14 protein-coding genes are annotated in these 17,137 nt (G+C 44.6%); 11 read left to right on the plus strand and 3 right to left on the minus strand.

Translation table 11 applies throughout. The features are described 5' to 3' along the window. Positions 1-145: 145 nt before the first annotated feature. From A5877_RS09265 to A5877_RS09275, 3 genes are all read left to right on the plus strand, one after another. Complete coding sequence (locus A5877_RS09265) at positions 146-952, plus strand: MurR/RpiR family transcriptional regulator (RefSeq protein WP_008376679.1); 807 nt, start codon at positions 146-148, stop codon at positions 950-952. A gap of 110 nt (positions 953-1,062) precedes the next feature. Beyond that, positions 1,063-2,328, plus strand: a complete 1,266-nt coding sequence (locus tag A5877_RS09270; RefSeq protein ID WP_008376678.1) for a PTS sugar transporter subunit IIC — start codon at positions 1,063-1,065, stop codon at positions 2,326-2,328. Between the two features lie 44 nt (positions 2,329-2,372). Then, positions 2,373-3,812 carry a glycoside hydrolase family 1 protein gene (locus tag A5877_RS09275; protein ID WP_086316733.1) on the plus strand — a complete coding sequence of 480 codons (1,440 nt, stop codon included), beginning with the start codon at positions 2,373-2,375 and terminating at the stop codon, positions 3,810-3,812. Positions 3,813-3,891: 79 nt separating this feature from the next. On the opposite strand, the gene A5877_RS09280 is transcribed toward A5877_RS09275, so the two are convergent. Both A5877_RS09280 and A5877_RS09285 read right to left on the minus strand, forming a co-directional pair. Continuing rightward, complete coding sequence (locus A5877_RS09280) at positions 3,892-4,644, minus strand: ABC transporter permease (RefSeq protein ID WP_008376673.1); 753 nt, start codon at positions 4,642-4,644, stop codon at positions 3,892-3,894. Continuing rightward, positions 4,641-5,582 carry an ATP-binding cassette domain-containing protein gene (locus A5877_RS09285; RefSeq protein ID WP_061053538.1) on the minus strand — a complete coding sequence of 314 codons (942 nt, stop codon included), beginning with the start codon at positions 5,580-5,582 and terminating at the stop codon, positions 4,641-4,643. The genes A5877_RS09280 and A5877_RS09285 overlap by 4 nt, the downstream gene beginning before the upstream one ends. Before the next feature lie 95 nt (positions 5,583-5,677). Between A5877_RS09285 and A5877_RS09290 the strand changes: the two genes are divergently transcribed. The 5 genes from A5877_RS09290 to cydC all read left to right on the plus strand — a co-directional run bounded on the left by A5877_RS09290 (position 5,678) and on the right by cydC (position 12,743). Continuing rightward, positions 5,678-6,643 (plus strand): Rgg/GadR/MutR family transcriptional regulator, encoded by a 966-nt coding sequence (locus A5877_RS09290; RefSeq protein WP_086316734.1) that lies wholly within the window; start codon positions 5,678-5,680, stop codon positions 6,641-6,643. Positions 6,644-6,825: 182 nt separating this feature from the next. After that, positions 6,826-8,256, plus strand: coding sequence for a cytochrome ubiquinol oxidase subunit I (locus tag A5877_RS09295; protein WP_005232838.1), 1,431 nt, complete (start codon positions 6,826-6,828; stop codon positions 8,254-8,256). Further along, positions 8,253-9,272, plus strand: coding sequence for a cytochrome d ubiquinol oxidase subunit II (gene cydB, locus A5877_RS09300; protein WP_005232836.1), 1,020 nt, complete (start codon positions 8,253-8,255; stop codon positions 9,270-9,272). Before A5877_RS09295 ends, cydB begins: the two co-directional genes overlap by 4 nt. Beyond that, on the plus strand, positions 9,269-10,990 hold the full coding sequence (cydD, locus tag A5877_RS09305) for a thiol reductant ABC exporter subunit CydD (protein WP_086316735.1): 1,722 nt from the start codon (positions 9,269-9,271) through the stop codon (positions 10,988-10,990). Before cydB ends, cydD begins: the two co-directional genes overlap by 4 nt. Beyond that, on the plus strand, positions 10,983-12,743 hold the full coding sequence (gene cydC / locus A5877_RS09310; protein ID WP_086316736.1) for a thiol reductant ABC exporter subunit CydC: 1,761 nt from the start codon (positions 10,983-10,985) through the stop codon (positions 12,741-12,743). Before cydD ends, cydC begins: the two co-directional genes overlap by 8 nt. A 54-nt stretch (positions 12,744-12,797) precedes the next feature. On the opposite strand, the gene A5877_RS09315 is transcribed toward cydC, so the two are convergent. After that, the gene (locus A5877_RS09315) at positions 12,798-13,778 is read right to left on the minus strand and encodes a polyprenyl synthetase family protein (RefSeq protein WP_005226544.1); all 981 of its coding nucleotides are present in this window, start codon (positions 13,776-13,778) and stop codon (positions 12,798-12,800) included. Positions 13,779-13,871: 93 nt separating this feature from the next. Between A5877_RS09315 and A5877_RS09320 the strand changes: the two genes are divergently transcribed. From A5877_RS09320 to A5877_RS09330, 3 genes are all read left to right on the plus strand, one after another. Continuing rightward, positions 13,872-14,774 carry a prenyltransferase gene (locus tag A5877_RS09320; RefSeq protein ID WP_008376658.1) on the plus strand — a complete coding sequence of 301 codons (903 nt, stop codon included), beginning with the start codon at positions 13,872-13,874 and terminating at the stop codon, positions 14,772-14,774. A 31-nt stretch (positions 14,775-14,805) separates the two neighbouring features. Further along, the gene (locus A5877_RS09325) at positions 14,806-16,014 is read left to right on the plus strand and encodes an NAD(P)/FAD-dependent oxidoreductase (RefSeq protein WP_005232831.1); all 1,209 of its coding nucleotides are present in this window, start codon (positions 14,806-14,808) and stop codon (positions 16,012-16,014) included. A 136-nt stretch (positions 16,015-16,150) separates the two neighbouring features. Then, positions 16,151-17,092 carry an FAD:protein FMN transferase gene (locus A5877_RS09330; RefSeq protein WP_086294334.1) on the plus strand — a complete coding sequence of 314 codons (942 nt, stop codon included), beginning with the start codon at positions 16,151-16,153 and terminating at the stop codon, positions 17,090-17,092. The last annotated feature ends 45 nt before the right edge of the window (positions 17,093-17,137 follow it).

Consider the following 17,137-nt stretch of genomic DNA (forward strand, 5'->3'; position numbering starts at 1 on the left):
GGACCCGAATCGAAGAGTTGCGCGTAGGCGGACTCTTTTTTTGATTTCTATTAAAAAGTACAATAAGTGAAAGGTTCTAAGAAATGGATGCCTATGCTAAGATAGAAGAAACCGGCAGCGTAAATAAGCAAGTGAGGTGGTCGCTATGAAAACGACAAGTCAAGTATACATTCGTTTAAATGAACATCTATTTAAATGCAAAAAATACGATTTGAATTTTTTGATAACAAAACTTTTAATTGAGCGAATCGATGAATTTCCTGCGATCTATATTGAAGAAATCGCCTATGCTGCACAGACGACCCCTGCCAGTATCACTAAATTTTGTAAGAAACTTGGTTATGCTAGTTTTAAAGAAATGCGTAATGACCTCACGATTTATTTTGAACAAGAATACCATTTAGCAAATACGATGTTTGAAGGGATGCTAGCGAATCTCGATACAAAGAGTAAAGTATCTGAAATGGTTGACCAATTTTTAGCACGAGAGTACATGGTCCAAAAACAGATTTTTGACCAATTTGATCAACACCAATGCACACGGATCGCAGAAGAAATGAAACGAAAAAAACGAGTGGCGATTTTGGGTAACAGCTATTCTTTTTCGGTTGTTAATCTCCTGCGGGAACTGCTTAGTCAAATGGGCTATATCGTTTTTGAAGTAAACCGTAATGCGGAAGATCAGCTGATTGATCAAGTATTGCGGGAAACAGATATTTGTTTTGTGATCAATCTAACAGGCAGCTGGATCGATAAAAAGGCCTATTTGCTTGAAAAAACGGCCTGTCAGAAAGTTTTATTGACGTTCAGCGAGCAAGCCGCTCAAAGTAATCTCTTTGAAGAGCGTGTCTTGTTTAAAGAGGTCGTTCCATTGATGTCATCGAATTATTACTCGCAAAAAGTGCTTCATCTATGGATGATTTTTATGATTATGAATATGAGAAAAGAGTAAACGTAAAAAGCTATTTTCCATTTTTGGAAAATAGCTTTTATTGTTTCCTTATGAGAAAGCGCTTATATTCAAGTTAAGATATATCTTAAAAAATTTAGGAGGATTTACTGATGGATAAATTAATGCAATTTATTGAAACCAAAGTGATGCCGCCAATGATGAAACTTTCTAATCAACGTCACTTGAGTGCTGTTCGCGATGGATTGATCGCAACGATTCCAATCACAGTGATCGGATCGATCTTTTTATTGATACCGTACATTCCATGGCCTCAATCCTATGTATCGTTTATGGGCAATCATCCCGACTTAGTGGCAAAACTGATCATTCCCTTCAATATGAGTATGGGACTGCTTTCGATCTATGCAGCTTTTGGCATCGGCGCACGATTAGCGCAAAGCTACCAACTGGATAGTTTGGCAGGGGGCGTTTCTGCAATTTTTACCTTTTTTACTACATTGACCTTCACTTCTTTAGATGAAGGAACGTTTATCTCTACGCAATATCTTGGAGGAGAAGGCATGTTCGCCAGTATTTTGACCGCTATATTAGCAGTCGAGTGCATGCGCCTTTGTAAAAAATACAATATCGGGTTTAAACTGCCAGAGCAAGTACCTACGAATGTCAGCAGCAGTTTTGAAGTGATTATTCCCGTGTTTTTTTCAATGACGATCGTTTGGATCATTGTTCACTTGATCGGCTTTGACATCAATGCCCTGATTGCAAGTTTGATCACACCCTTATTAAGTGTTTCTTCCAACTCGTTAGCAGCACCCTTGGTCTATGTAGGATTGACTTGTATCATGTGGCTATTCGGGATTCATCCGCAAATATTAGCGACGGTGATGTTGCCGATCTGGCTAGTCAATTCTGAAGCAAATATGGCAGCAGCACAAGCCGGACAAGCGATTCCTAATCTGGGGGTACAGCCGTTTATCTTTACTTTCTTATGGATCGGCGGTGGCGGAGGAACCTTAGCACTTTGCGCAATGATGTGTTTCTCCAAATCAAAATTTTTAAAACAACTTGGTCGTCTCAGCTTTATTCCTGGGGTCTTCAACATCAATGAGCCACTGTTGTTTGGGTTGCCGATCGTTTTGAATCCAGCACTGGCGATTCCCTTTGTCGTGGCACCAATCGTCACCACTTTCGTGACCTATTTCGCGTTTGTGTCCAATCTTGTTCCCGGAATGGCGTATCCATTAGCGGCTGTGTGGACGGTTCCGAGTATTTTTTCAGCAGTGATCGCAACAGCCAGCATTCGCGGTGCTGTCTTAGTAGTGGTGAATTTCTTGATTTATTTGGGTATTTATTATCCTTTCTTCAAGGCCTACGAGCGCAAATTAGTGCTTGAAGAAGGACAAACCGAAGCATAAGTCTATGAGATGAGCAATCAAATTTTGAGAAGAGGAGCAATGACATGAAGAAAAATAAGAAGCAATTTCCTGCCGATTTTTATTGGGGAGGTGCAGTTGCCGCAAATCAATTAGAAGGGGCCTATCTTGAAGGGGGAAAAGGCTGGAGCGTGGCAGACATCAATCGCTTTCGTAATGATATCGATATAAAAAAGAAAAGCAACAAAGAAATAACGACGGCAGACGTTGAATTTGCTTTAAATGATCAAGAAGGGCGTTACCCTAAACGGGATGGGATCGATTTTTACCATACATTTCGTGAGGATCTGGCACTCTTGGCAGAAACAGGCATGAATTCGTTTCGAACATCTATTAGCTGGGCGAGAATTTTTCCAAAGGGAGACGAACAAACGCCCAACGAAGAAGGGTTGCGCTTTTATGACGAATTGATCGATTGTATCCTTGAAAACGGCATGGAACCCTTGATCACCTTGTCTCATTATGAAATGCCGATCCATTTAGCGATGGCTTATGACGGCTGGTCAAATCGAAAACTGATTGATTTCTTTGGTCATTTTGCGCAAGTCGTATTCAAGCGTTACCAAGGAAAAGTCAAATATTGGATCTTAGTCAATCAAATGAACTTGATTACCCATGAATCGTTTAACCACCTTGGTATTCCCGCTGACCGAGTAGACAATCTGAAGCAAGCTAAGTACCAAGGGGTTCACAATGAATTGGTAGCATGTGCGAGAGCGATCAAAGTAGGGAAAGAAATTGATCCTTCTTTTCAAATTGGGATGATGTCTTATTATGGCAATGTTTATCCAGCTACTTGTAAACCGTTGGATGTTCTGAGTGCTCTCAAAAATAATCAAATGGAATATTATTATTCAGATGTACTTGCGCGGGGAACTTATCCGAATTATGCCTATCGCTTTTTTGAAGAAAACGGCATCGAGATTCAATTTGGGGAAAACGATGAAGCGGACTTCAAGCATACGGTCGATTTTGTTTCTTTCTCCTATTACTACACGCGGATCATTCATAGTGAAAACTACGGGAAAGAAGACGCAGCTTCGCCTAACCCTTATTTAGAAGCCAATGACTGGGGCTGGGCGATTGATCCAATTGGGTTACGGATTGCTTTGAATGAGTATTATGATCGGTACCAATTGCCGATCATGATCACAGAAAATGGTATGGGTTTTTATGAGACATTGAATGAAGAAGGAACGATCGATGATACGTATCGCATTGATTTTCTGAAACAGCACATTGAACAAATGAAAGAAGCAATCTATGATGGCGTAGAACTGATCGGCTACTATCCTTGGGGACCGATCGATCTTGTTAGCTGCTCCTCATCAGAAATGAGCAAGCGGTATGGGTTCATTTACGTGGATCTAGATGATTGGGGCAATGGTTCAGGAAAACGGTACAAAAAAGCCAGCTTTGACTGGTATAAGAAAGTGACGGCTTCTAACGGAGAAGTCCTCGATTAAAAAAAGCGGCAACGACGAAGCAGAAGCTTGATCGTTGCCGCTTTTTTTATAAGAGAGTCAGAAAAGGGAGCCGGCGTCATTAGCGTAACCGTTTCTGATAAAGCATTCGTGCCAAGAACCAGCTCACGACTACGATACCGCCGCACCAGCTAAAGGCACTGATCAAGGTGGTATCTTTCAAGTTTAACAAAAGCCCTCGCAAAGAATGGATGATCGGCGACATTGGTTGGTATTCAGCAAAAATAGCTAACGGGCGCGGCATGGTTTCCGTAGGGACGAAACCAGAGCTTAAGTAGGGCAACAGGGTGATCAAGACAGTAAACAAGGTAGCTGTCTCGGGGCTTTTGGCGATGAGACCAACCAGAACTGAGACCCAAGTAAAAGCGAAGGTGAAGCAAAAGATCAATAGGAAGGCGAGCCCCCAGCCAGCAACTGTGGCTTGAGGGCGAAAACCGATGACCATGGCAACGATCAATACGACCAAGGTACTGATCAAGCTCCGAAGGGTCGCGGCGAAGACATGGCCGTTTAAAAAGGCTGAGTTAGAAATATTCAAGGTCATCAGCCGTTCCACCATGCCGGATTTCAAATCTTCCGTCACCGTTACCCCAACGGAGGAAGCACTTTGGGCGATACATTGGACGAGGACACCGGGAACGACAAAATCGACATAAGAGGTATCACCGACGTTCATGGCTCCCCCAAAAACATAGACAAAGAGGATCATTAAAATCGCTGGGGTCAAAATTCCACTTAGCAAAGTCTCCATACTGCGAATCGATAGCAAGAGATTGCGCTTGAATAAGGTGTTGGTTTCTATAATTGCTTTCATTGGTTTCCTCCTTGGACAAGTGTTAGAAAAATATCTTCTAAAGAAGCATTCTTTTGATTAAAACTGGTGATGGTGATCGGTAGTTGATTGAGTTCCTGCAACAGCGTGAAGGAATGCTGGAAGTCTTGACTGACGGGAAATGCCAGAGAGAGACTGGACTCATTGACTTGCAGCGGAAAATCAGACAGATGCTGACGCACGGTTTGCAAGTGTTCTTTTGTCAATACGCTGATTTCCATCGTTTGCGAAGGGTGCAGTGCTTTGACTTCCGTTGGTGTTCCTTGCAAGATGATTTTCCCTTCATGCAAAATGGCGACTTGGTCTGCTAAAAATTCAGCTTCTTCTAGGTATTGGGTCGTCAGGAAAATCGTTCGTCCTTGAGCGGCGATCTCTTTGATCATGTGCCATGTGGCTAAGCGGTTTTGCGGGTCTAACCCGGTCGTCGGTTCATCTAAAAAGAGCAGGTCAGGTTCGCCGATAAAACTCATGGCGATGTCTAAGCGCCGTCGCATGCCACCAGAATAGTTTTTGACTAGTCTGTTGCTGGCATCCACCAAATCAAAACGCTCTAACAACTGTTGGACGATCAACTGTTTGTTTTTGACATGGCGCAAGGCAGCAATCATCAGCAAGTTTTCTCGTCCGGTTAGTTCTTGATCGACGGCGGAAAATTGCCCCGTCAGACTGATTTTCTCGCGAATCGCTGCTGGATCTTTGGTCAAGTCGATCCCATCGATCAGCGCGGTTCCTTGGTCAAAAGGCAGGATGGTAGACAAAATTTTGACTAGAGTGGTTTTTCCAGCGCCGTTTGATCCTAGTAAGACAAATACTTCGCCAGGAGTGACGTCAAAAGTGACCTCTTTCAAAACGGTTTTGTCTTTGAAACTTTTTTGCAAATGTTTCACGTGAAGCATTTTCTTTTTTACATGGGTATCCATAGCTTTTCCCTCGTTTCTATAAGATAATTCAACTATAAAGGCTCTTCGGGAAAAGCAACTGCTTATTTCAATATATTGAAAAAGAAGGTGAAAAAATGAACAATTATGGTGCGACAGTGAAAGAGCTTCGCAAAAGCAAAGGCTTACTATTGAAGGAATTAGTGGACGAACAATTGTCGATGTCTTTGTTATCGCAATTTGAAAATGGCAAAACGACGATTTCCTGCGAACGATTTCATCGTTTGCTAGATAAACTAGAAGTGAGTTTTGCCGAATTTCATCTGCTGCATACTGGGGAGCATCATTCGGAGGCTCAAAAGCTAATGGTCGACTATGTCCGTTCGATGGGGATCGAATCTATTGATGAAGTACCTAAACTAAAAAAGAAATATCAAAAGCTGACCGCCTACTTTCAACGACATTACTCCTTGGAGCTGGACCACTTCTTACAACTGATCCGTTTTGACTACTTGATGAAAGAGGAGCTTTTTAAAGGGGTGCCCATCCAGGAGGCGTACCCGAAACACAATTATTGTTTGGACTCTGCGAAACATTACTTGCTGAATACCGATACATGGGGTGTTTATGAGCTGCGGCTATTTGCCCGCGTAGCAGTTTCGATGGAGCCAGCTTTGCTTTGGCGCTGTTTGACGATCGCCATCAAAAAGAGTCAGCGCTTTGCAAAAATCCCCGGCAACAAAGATATTCTATACAACACGTTTGAGACGGTGTTTTCCGTCTTTGCTGTTTTTGATGAGGTGGATTATGCGGAAAAGACCTTTCATTTATGGCGAGATCATGTTTATGAAAAAGAACACATTGAGCAAGCGATCTTTATGCCGTTTTTTGAAGGCTGGACATGTCTATTAAAACAAAACAAGCCAAAAGCGGCGGACTTAATGCAACAAACGTTAGATCAATTGGAAAGATTAGGGATGAAGACCACGTTTTCCATGTATCAATCATTAAGCACGTTTGTTTTAAAGGAGGATTTCCCGGGAATTTTATTGAGTGATCCTTTGCTTTCTGAGGGAACTCGTTACGGGTGGGAAGAGCCCTAAAAAGCTATATTCCGCTGATGAAAGCGCCTTATGTTTAAGAATCGGAGAGGAAGTGATTAAAAATCAGTAAATGCAAGCAATTTGCTTCTTTTTTACTGATTAGAGGAGTATATTCGAAGTTGGAATTTTTCTTTCTTTAGAATTATTTTAATGCACTTTTTTATGAAATAGGAGGATGTAGGATGGATATTGTGACACTAGCGCGAATCCAGTTTGCGATGACGACGATTTTTCACTTTTTCTTTGTACCGTTTTCGATCGGAACTGGTGTCGTCGTTGCAATTATGGAGACACTTTATGTGATCAAAAAAGATGAAAAATATCGCCGGATGACGAAGTTTTGGGGAAATATTTTTCTATTAAGTTTTGCTGTCGGGGTCGTGACAGGGATCATTCAAGAATTTCAATTTGGGATGAACTGGTCAGACTATTCTCGTTTTGTCGGGGATATTTTTGGTGCGCCCTTGGCTTTGGAGGCTTTGTTGGCGTTCTTCTTAGAATCGACGTTCTTAGGACTGTGGATCTTTACATGGGATCGGGTCAGTCCGAAGCTGCACGCCACCTTTTTCTGGTTGGTGACGCTTGGTTCGATGCTATCGGCGTTTTGGATCTTAGCTGCCAATAGTTTTATGCAGCATCCAGTGGGGTATACCTTGAACAATGGCCGGGCAGAAATGACTGACTTCGGTGCTTTATTGGCAAATCCACAAGTGTGGTATGAGTTTTTACACGTGATCACCGCAGCCATCACGATGGGCGGAATCATTGTTGCTGGTTTATCAGCCTTTCGTCTATTGAAGAAAGACAAAGACATTGACCGCGATTTCTTCAAAAAATCAATGCGGATCGGTTTTGCGGTGGCATTGTTCGGTTCATTCACCGTCTTGCTAGCCGGGGATGAACAAATGAAATACTTGGTTGAAGAACAACCAATGAAATTTGCCGCAATGGAAGGAACTTATGAAGATACCGGGAGTCCTGCGGCTTGGACTGTCGTTGCTTGGGCGAATGAAGCGGAACATCACCAAGTCTTCGGTATTTCGATTCCATATATGTTGAGTATCTTAGCCTTCAATGAACCCTTCGGCTCAATCGATGGGATGGATACGGTCAATCAGCAATTGATTGAAACCTACGGCGACCGTAATTACTACCCGCCGGTCAACACACTCTTTTGGAGCTTCCGGATCATGGCTGGTTTTGGTGCCTTGATGCTGTTGGTTTCTGGTCTGGGGTTGTATTTTACGCGTAAGAAGAAACCGTGGCTCTTTGAAAAGCGCTGGCTGCTTTGGGTAGTGGCGATCACTTTGTTCACCCCATTTATTGCCAATACAGCTGGTTGGCTGATCACGGAGTTAGGACGTTACCCGTGGACGGTTTACGGCTTGTTTACGATCGAAGATAGTGTGTCACCAAACGTTTCCGTGACCTCTCTCTTGATCTCAAATATTGTTTACTTCCTCTTATTCTCTGGCTTAGGCGGAACAATGGTCTATCTTGTGAAACGGGAAATGGATCATGGACCTGAAAAAGAAGCCTTTGGTGAAATCAGCCAAGGAGACAACCAAGATGGGTACGAAGACCCATTTGATAAGGAGGCGTTTGAAGGATGACCGGTCTGCAATTACTATGGTTCACGTTGATTGGGCTTTTATTTTCCGGATTCTTCTTCTTAGAAGGGTTTGACTTTGGTGTGGGGATGTCTGTGCAGACATTGGCTCACAATGAAGAGGAAAAAGACCAGATCGTTAAAACGATCGGGCCTGTCTGGGATGGCAATGAAGTGTGGCTATTGACCGCCGGCGGAGCGATGTTCGCCTCATTTCCATACTGGTATGCTTCTTTGTTCAGCGGGTTTTATTTGATTTTGCTGTTGATCTTAGTTGGGTTGATCATTCGTGGTGTCTCCTTTGAGTTTCGAGCGAACTTCCCGAAAGAGCACAAAAACATTTGGAACTGGACGTTGACGATCGGCAGTACGATCGTACCGTTTTTCTTCGGTCTGATGTTTGTCAGCATGATCCAAGGAATGCCTTTGGGTGAAGATGGCAACATGACCGCAACCTTTACGGATTACGTCAATCCCTTTTCAATCGTTGGCGGGATCGCGTTGACCTTGTTGTGCTACTTGCACGGATTAAACTATATCGCTTTGAAAACGGAAGGTCCGATTCGGGCACGGGCACGCAACTATGCAAGTATTTTTTATGGCATCCTATATGCAGGCTTAATCGTCTTTGCTGTGATGCTTTACTTCCAAACGGATTTCTTTGAGAATCATTTTGCGACAACGCTTGGTTTGTTGCTTGTGATCGTTGTACTGACACTGATTGCAAATATCGGCGTCTTTAAAGGCAAAGAAATGATGGCTTTCATTGCGAGCGGCTTGACGTTGATCGCTTTGGTGGCATTGATCTTCACAGGGTTATTCCCAAGAGTCTTGATCAGTTCGATCGATTCAAGCTATGACCTGTTGATCGCTGATGCGTCTTCAAGCCGCTACACATTGAAGATCATGAGTTATCTTTCACTGACGATCTTGCCTTTCGTCTTGGCCTATACGGCTTGGAGTTACTATATCTTCCGTAAACGGATCAGTCATACGGAGGCGTTGGAGGGGTATAAATGATTGATAAACAAATCATGAAGCTCCCAGGAATGAAACAACTTTTAGGGCTGCTTGCGGGACTTTCGTTCCTGCAGGCGCTCTTCATTATTGGGCAGGCGTATGGATTGGCACGTGCCATCACTAGCTTATGGGAAGGACGACCATTAGAGGAACAGTGGGGCTGGATTCTGCTGTTCTTTTGTTCGTTTATCGCCCGGCAAGCCGTTATCTATTTCCGTTCCAAAAGACTCGATGATTACAGTTACCAGCAAGCTGCCGATCTGCGGGATCAATTATTGGAGAAATTGTTTCGGGTCGGTCCTCAGATCGCACAACAGCAAGGGACGGGAAATGTAACAACGATGGTCTTGGAAGGGATCAACCAAGTCGAAAACTACTTGAAATTGATTCTTGCCAAAATCATGAATATGTCGATCATTCCTTGGGTCATTTTGGCACTCGTTTTTTATCTGGATTGGGAATCCGGCTTGGTCTTGCTGTTGGTGTTCCCCTTGATCATCATTTTTATGATCATCTTGGGCTATGCCGCCCAAAGCAAAGCGGAAAAACAATACCGGACGTTTCAATTATTGTCCAATCATTTCATCGATTCTTTGCGAGGGATCGACACGCTGAAATTGTTTGGGGTCAGTAAAAAATATGGCAAAAGTATCTTTGCTTCCAGCGAACGGTTTCGGAAAGCGACGATGGCTTCATTAAAAGTCGGTATTTTATCGACCTTCGCCTTAGACTTTTTCACGACCTTATCGATTGCCGTCGTGGCAGTCTTGCTAGGCTTGCGGCTGATCAATGAAGGGATCTTGCTGTTTCCGGCGTTAACTATCTTGATTTTAGCACCAGAATATTTCTTGCCAATCCGCGACTTTTCCAGTGATTATCATGCAACCTTAGACGGGAAAAATGCGATGACTGCGGTGACGGAGATCTTGCATCAGCCGGAAGCCCAAGTACCGGCAGTAACGGTGCCTCGTTGGCAGGAAGACACCCAGTTAACGATTGATCAGCTGGCTTTTTCCTACGAGGAAAAAGCAGCTTTGAGGGATATCAACTTGAACGTGACTGGCTTCAAAAAGATCGGGATCATCGGTCTGAGCGGTTCTGGCAAGTCTACCTTGATCAATACTTTGAGTGGCTTTCTCGTGCCAGACAGTGGCGAGATCACTCTTGGAGGAGCCCAAACCACGGCCTTTCGCCAAGCAAGCTGGCAAGAACAGCTGATCTATATTCCGCAAAATCCTTATATCTATCGGTTGACCTTGCAGGAAAATGTCGCGTTTTATCAGCCGACAGCTACCAAAGAAGCCGTACTGAAAGCCATTGAAGTGGCAGGCTTGACTGAGCTTTTGGCAGAGCTGCCGCAAGGGTTGGACACGATGTTAGGAGAAGGGGAACGACATCTAAGTGGTGGACAAGCCCAACGGATCGCTTTAGCCCGTGCCTTCTTAGATCAGCAACGAAAGATTCTTTTGTTTGATGAACCAACGGCACATTTGGATATTGAAACTGAAGTTGCCTTAAAGGAACGGATGCTGCCGCTGATGGAAAACCGGTTAGTCTTTTTTGCAACCCATCGCTTGCACTGGATGGAAGAAATGGATGAAATCATCGTGATGGATCAAGGAAGAATCGTGGAACAAGGAACCTTGGCACAACTGCAGCAAAAGCAAGGTGCTTTTACAGAACTAGTCAATGGAATGAGGAGGGAACAGCTTGAATAAAATCGGCTTATTGCGCTCATTGAAAACCGATACCTGGGTCAAGCCTTTCTTGTCAAAATACAAAAACGTTTTGGCGTTGGCCTTATTCCTAGGCTTCTTGACCTTTTTCTGTGGTGGCGCACTGATGTTTAATTCTGGGTACCTGATCAGCCGCTCGGCGTCGATCCCGGAAAACATTCTATTGGTTTACATCCCCATCGTACTGACCCGAGCATTTGGGATCGGCCGTCCAGTTTTTCGCTATTTGGAACGGTTGACCAGTCATAGCTGGGTGCTACGCATGACTTCTAATTTACGATTGAAATTGTATAACGTAGTAGAAAAAGATGCGATCTTCTTTAAGCAAGCGCATCGCACGGGGGATATCTTGGGCTTATTGGCAGAAGATATCAACCATATTCAAAACCTGTATTTGCGGACGATCTTTCCTACCGTGATCGCTTGGATCTTGTATGCGTTCTTGATCATTGGACTCGGCTATTTTTCTTGGTGGTTTGCTTTGGTGATGCTGCTGCTATTAGGAACCATCGTCTTTGTCTTGCCACTTTGGTCGGTGATCATCAACGGCGCGCGGCAAGAAAAGCAAAAACATATGAAAAACAACTTGTATACGACACTGACGGATAATGTATTAGGGGTTTCTGATTGGGTCTTCTCTCAAAGAGGGAGCGAGTACGTGGCTGCCCATAAGGAACTGGAAACGCAGTTGCGGGCGGTGGATGAACAGATGCTGTCCTTTGATCGCCGGCGTGATTTTCTTTTACAAAGCATCTTTGGGGTGATCGCTGTCGCATTGCTGCTTTGGACCAGCATTCGCTTTCCAGGTAACCACGGAGGAGCAGCCAACTGGATCGCTGCCTTTGTCCTGTGTGTCTTTCCTTTAGTTGATGCATTTGCGCCATTACCGTCAGCTGCTCAAGAAACCAATCGCTACAAAGACTCCATCGATCGCTTCAATGCATTGCCAGAAGAAAATCGCCAAGAGGTCTCCATGGAGCAACCGTTAGTACCTGAAGTGACGGGTCTCGTGTCGATCACAGTCAAGGACTTGCATTTTCAGTATCCTGAAGGCAAAGAAGTGCTTCATGGGCTGGATCTAACGATTCCTGCGCATCAAAAACTAGCAATCCTTGGCCGCAGCGGTTCTGGGAAAAGTACATTTGCCTCCTTGTTGCGAGGCGATCTGCAACCGACGCAAGGGGCGATCACCTTAAATGACGTGCCAGTGACGGCATTGAGTGAGTCAATCAGTGACTTGATTGGTGTCATCAATCAAAGTCCCTATCTTTTCCATACGACCGTCTTGAATAATATTCGGCTAGGCAATGAGTCGGCTTCGGAAGAAGAAGTCTGGCGCGTACTGGAGCAAGTCGGGTTGAAAGAAATGGTGGTAGCTTTGCCTAATGGCTTGGCGACGATGGTGGATGAAGCCGGCTTGCGTTTTTCCGGCGGGGAACGGCATCGTTTGGCATTGGCGCGGATCTTGCTAAAAGACACCCCGATCATCTTATTGGATGAGCCAACCGTCGGCTTAGACCCAATCACGGAGCAAGGCGTACTTGAAACCTTTTTCCAAGTGCTGGAGAACAAAACGATCATTTGGATCACCCACCACTTGCAAGGAATTTCGATGATGGATCGTGTGCTTTTTATTGAAGATGGTCAGTTGACCATGAGCGGAACACCTGCCGAATTGGCCGCAGAAAATAAACATTTTCAACACTTATTGGCCATTGACCAAGGACGACGATAAAAAAGAGCGTCCATCAATCAGTGATGGACGCTTTTCTTATCATTGCGCTATGGCTCAGTAATTGCGCTGCAAGAGCAGTTCAGTTAATGAACGAATTTTGGCTTTGCTAGGTGCTTCTGGCAGCAGATCGATGTCGTCTAAGGCTTTTTGCGTGTAGGTGACCGCGAAAGCGCGCGCTTTTTCGACACCGCCGTAACGGACGACAAGATCCGCAACTTCTTGGGCTTCTGCCAAGGAGAGTGCTGCTTTTTTATTCAAATAAGGAGCGAATGCTGCAGGTGCCTGTTCTTTGGCAAATAGCAGCGGCAAGGTATAGACCCCTTGCGCCAAATCTTCTAGAATCGGTTTTTTCAAGGTGCCGCTATCAGAGGTGTAGTCGAGAATATCGTCGAATACTTGAAAGGCGATCCCGATGTTGCGACCGATCTCACCAGCTCGTTCTTGGTTTTCTGTGTCGAGGCCGCCAAAATGAGCGCCTTCGAGACAAGCGAGCCAAAACAGTTCAGCGGTTTTGCCGTTGATGCTTTGTAGATAGTCGTCAATCGATTCATGGATGTTGTAGCGAGTGTGCATTTGATCAAGTTCGCCTAAAAGGAGTCGTTTCATGGCTTGTGCGTTGGTTTTTAAAAACGGGGAGCCATTCATACTTTCGATCAAAAGCTCAAAAAATTGGGTGAACAGAAGATCACCCGTGTAGACCGCGATATCCTTGCCATATTTGGCTTGAACAGTGACTTGACTGCGGCGCAGCGGCGAATCGTCAATAATGTCATCATGGATCAAAGTGGCCATGTGTAAAATTTCTAGAGAAGCAGCAATTTTTGTTAATTGGTCGGTTTTTTTATAATGGGGATCGCCTAAGTCAGCAAACAAAAAAAAGAGCGCTGGCCGCAGCATTTTTCCACCTGAATAAGTAAAGTCGATCAAAACATCTTGTATCTCTTTGTTACGAACAGTAACGTGTTCTTCAATGATGGAACATACGGTTTTCAATCGTTGTTCGATCGTCGGATAATCGATCCAAAAGTCAAACATAGTATAACCCTTTCTAACAGTCATTCAGCCCTTATTCTAGCGTAAAGGGGCGTGATTGACTAGTTTAATGCACTCACTAAAGGAGGTGGAGTTGTGACGCTACCTGTATTTTTAGAACTTGTCGAATTTAAAGCAAAAACCGCCAGTATTTTGCCATTTTTTATTGGTGTCTGCTACAGCTGGTACAATTATCAAACGATTCATCTTGGCTATGTCTTATTGTATTTCATTGCCATGCTGATTTTCAATATGGCGGTGGATATTTTAGATAACTACAACGATTACCATCATGCCACAGAAGGGCATGATTACAAAGAAAAAACCAATATTATTGGTCGGGAGCAGTTGTCTGTCAAATTGGTTTTTTGGTTGATGGTCTCCATGATCATCCTTTCCGCCGCCATGGGGATCGCCTTGGCAATGGTGGTTGGCTGGCCGCTCTTTTGGATGGGGCTGTATTGTTACCTAGTCGGGATCTTTTATTCCTCTGGTCCACGGCCGCTTTCTAGTTTGCCTTTAGGCGAGTTCTTTTCCGGCTTTACGATGGGCTTTATGATCTCATTGATCTGTGTCTATCTCAATGCCTATCAAACCTTTGAATGGAACATTGCCACGATTGGCAGTATTTTCTTGATCTCATTGCCCAACACATTATGGATCGCCAACTTGATGCTGGCAAACAACATTTGTGATCTGGAAGAGGATGAAAAAAATGAGCGCTATACGCTGGTGCATTACCTTGGTAAAGCCCGTGCGTTGAAATTATTTATCGCGATGAACGTCTTGGCGTTTGTTGCGATCATTGCCTCAGTTGCCCTCAACATTGCGCCTTGGTCACTGGTTCTGACCTTTTTCGCGGCGCCCTTTGTCTGGCAACAGACAAAACGATTTATGCAAAAACAAATCAAAAGAGAGACCTTCATTTGTGCCGTTCGGATCCTTGCGGTCGGAGCATGCGTACAAGTGCTGAGTTTTGCGATTGGTTTGATTTTATAATTTTTACAGCAAAGAAAGGAAGTAAGGAAACATGAAGGAAGTTGTCATTTTAGGAGCAGGGTATGCTGGATTGCGAGCATTGCACGTACTGCAAGGAGCAAAAGAAGCGTTTCACATCACATTGATCGACAAAAACGATTATCATTATGAGGCAACCGATCTTCATGAAGTTGCGGCTGGTACGCAACCAAGAGACCGCATTTGCTATCCCATCAATGATGTCGTTCGTCCCCAAAAGACGAGCTTTGTTCAAAAGGAAGTTGCGTCGATCGATCGTAACCAGCAAGTGATCGTTTTTAAAGATCAATCCACGTGCACGTATGATTATTTGATCGTGGCGTTAGGCTTTGAATCAGAATCATTTGGGATCCCTGGTGTCGAGGAGCATGCGTTGGAAATGGTGGATGTCGACTCCGCAGAAAACATCTATCATCATTTGTTGAAACAAATGAAGGCATACAAAGAAACACAAAATCCTGACTACCTAAAAATCGTTGTCTGCGGTGCTGGTTTTACCGGAATCGAATTGCTAGGTTCATTGGTGGAAAACCGTAAAACCTTTGCGAAAGCAGCAGGCGTCAAGCCAGAAGACATCAAACTGTATTGTGTCGAAGCAGTGACTCGTTTATTACCGATGTTTGATGAAAAACTATCGGATTATGGGATCAAAAATCTCGTTAAATGGGGCGTGAACTTCCTGACTGGTAAACCCATCAAATCAATCAAACCGGGTGTCGTTGTCTATCAAGATGATGCCGATACAGGAGCAACAGCTGAATTATCAGCCAAAACCATCGTTTGGACCACAGGCGTCAGCGGCAGCCATGTGATGGCTGAATCAGACTTTTCTGCTCGTCGGGGTCGCGTGATGGTCAATCAAGACCTAACAGACCCTGATCATAGTAACGTCTATGTTGTCGGTGATGTTTCAGCAGTCATGGACCCAGCGACCAATCGCCCGTATCCAACAACGGCTCAAATCGCTTTGAAGATGGGGCAGCATGCGGGTAAAAATATCTTACGTCAAATGAACGGGGAAAAACCAACAGATTTCCACTTTGAATCATTAGGTTCAGTGGCGTCTATCGGCAATACCCATGCCTTTGGCTTAGTAGGGAAAATGGGCATCAAAGGCTATCCCGCTTCCGTGGTGAAAAAAGCCATTATGGACCGTTCCTTGTACCAAACCGGTGGGGTCAAAGAAGTATTGGCGAAAGGCCGCTTCGACTTTTATCATTGAGCAATAGAGACAGCAGACTGCGAGGGTGACCTCGCAGTTTTTTTTCAAAAAAAGCAGTGGCGGCATCCCGCAGACTACTTTTTTCTCCCAGAAACTGCTATGATAGCCAAAAGAAGAGGACAAAGGAGCAAGGACAATGGCAGAAGGTCAACGAGTGTTACAGGGAATGGGAACGGTGATCACGATTTGGGTGCAGCATGAAACCCCAGAAGTGATCTTAGAGGAAGCAGCGAAAAGAGCCGTGGCCTTTGAACAGCGTTTTAGTGCCAATGACCCGACGTCTGAGTTGATGCAGATCAATCAGCAGGCAGGACAAGGAGCGATCGCCGCCACACCGGAATTGGTTGAATTGATCGCACTAGGGAAAACCCATAGCTTGCCAAAAGATAGCTACTTAAATATTGCCATCGGTCCTTTAGTGCAGGAATGGCGAATCGGGTTTCAAGATGCCCATCTACCAACGCCTGAGAAAATCGCTGAACTGCTGCCAAAGACTGATCCCGCCAAGATCGTTTTGGATGAAACGCTGCAGACCGTTGGGTTAGCTGCCGGCATGAAGCTTGATCTAGGGGCCGTTGCGAAAGGGTATTTTGCTGATTTGTTGATGGCGTATTTCAAGCAGGTCGGTGTCACAGCCGCTTTGATCGATCTTGGGGGCAATGTGGTGACTTACGGCGATGCCCCGAGCCATGCTGATGGCTATTGGCGGATAGGGATCCAAAATCCTTTCTTGCCAAGAGGGAATTTTGTCGCCGCGTTGAAGGTACACAATCAGTCAGTCGTTACATCAGGGATCTATGAACGAACCTATCAGGTAGCGGGCAAGACCTATCATCATATCTTTGATCGAGAAACGGGCTATCCGTTAGAGTCAGCCATTGCCAGTGTCACGATTCTATCCGACAAATCGGTTGATGGAGAGATTTGGACGACCCGCTTATTCGGCAAAGAGCCACAAGCCATCTTGCAGGAGCTGGCGCCGTTAGAAGGGATCACTGGATTAGTCATTACCAAACAAGGTGAATTGATCTATCCGCAAGAATTAGCACGTTTGATCGAAACGCCAACAGCAGAATGAAAGCAAGCAGCGATCACCTAGGAATATAGGTGATCGCTGCTTGTT

Source organism: Enterococcus sp. 3C7_DIV0644, from assembly GCF_002141235.1.
GTDB lineage: Bacteria > Bacillota > Bacilli > Lactobacillales > Enterococcaceae > Enterococcus_D > Enterococcus_D entomosocium.

Excerpts from the sequence above, each read along its gene's own strand:
- A5877_RS09330 (WP_086294334.1), top strand. The coding sequence starts at position 16,151 with ATGGCAGAAGGTCAACGAGTGTTACAGGGAATGGGAACGGTGATCACG.
- cydD (WP_086316735.1), top strand. The coding sequence starts at position 9,269 with ATGATTGATAAACAAATCATGAAGCTCCCAGGAATGAAACAACTTTTA.
- A5877_RS09295 (WP_005232838.1), top strand. The coding sequence starts at position 6,826 with ATGGATATTGTGACACTAGCGCGAATCCAGTTTGCGATGACGACGATT.
- A5877_RS09275 (WP_086316733.1), top strand. The coding sequence starts at position 2,373 with ATGAAGAAAAATAAGAAGCAATTTCCTGCCGATTTTTATTGGGGAGGT.
- A5877_RS09285 (WP_061053538.1), bottom strand. The coding sequence starts at position 5,582 with ATGGATACCCATGTAAAAAAGAAAATGCTTCACGTGAAACATTTGCAA.
- A5877_RS09290 (WP_086316734.1), top strand. The coding sequence starts at position 5,678 with ATGAACAATTATGGTGCGACAGTGAAAGAGCTTCGCAAAAGCAAAGGC.
- A5877_RS09315 (WP_005226544.1), bottom strand. The coding sequence starts at position 13,778 with ATGTTTGACTTTTGGATCGATTATCCGACGATCGAACAACGATTGAAA.
- A5877_RS09280 (WP_008376673.1), bottom strand. The coding sequence starts at position 4,644 with ATGAAAGCAATTATAGAAACCAACACCTTATTCAAGCGCAATCTCTTG.
- A5877_RS09270 (WP_008376678.1), top strand. The coding sequence starts at position 1,063 with ATGGATAAATTAATGCAATTTATTGAAACCAAAGTGATGCCGCCAATG.
- cydB (WP_005232836.1), top strand. The coding sequence starts at position 8,253 with ATGACCGGTCTGCAATTACTATGGTTCACGTTGATTGGGCTTTTATTT.
- A5877_RS09325 (WP_005232831.1), top strand. The coding sequence starts at position 14,806 with ATGAAGGAAGTTGTCATTTTAGGAGCAGGGTATGCTGGATTGCGAGCA.
- A5877_RS09265 (WP_008376679.1), top strand. The coding sequence starts at position 146 with ATGAAAACGACAAGTCAAGTATACATTCGTTTAAATGAACATCTATTT.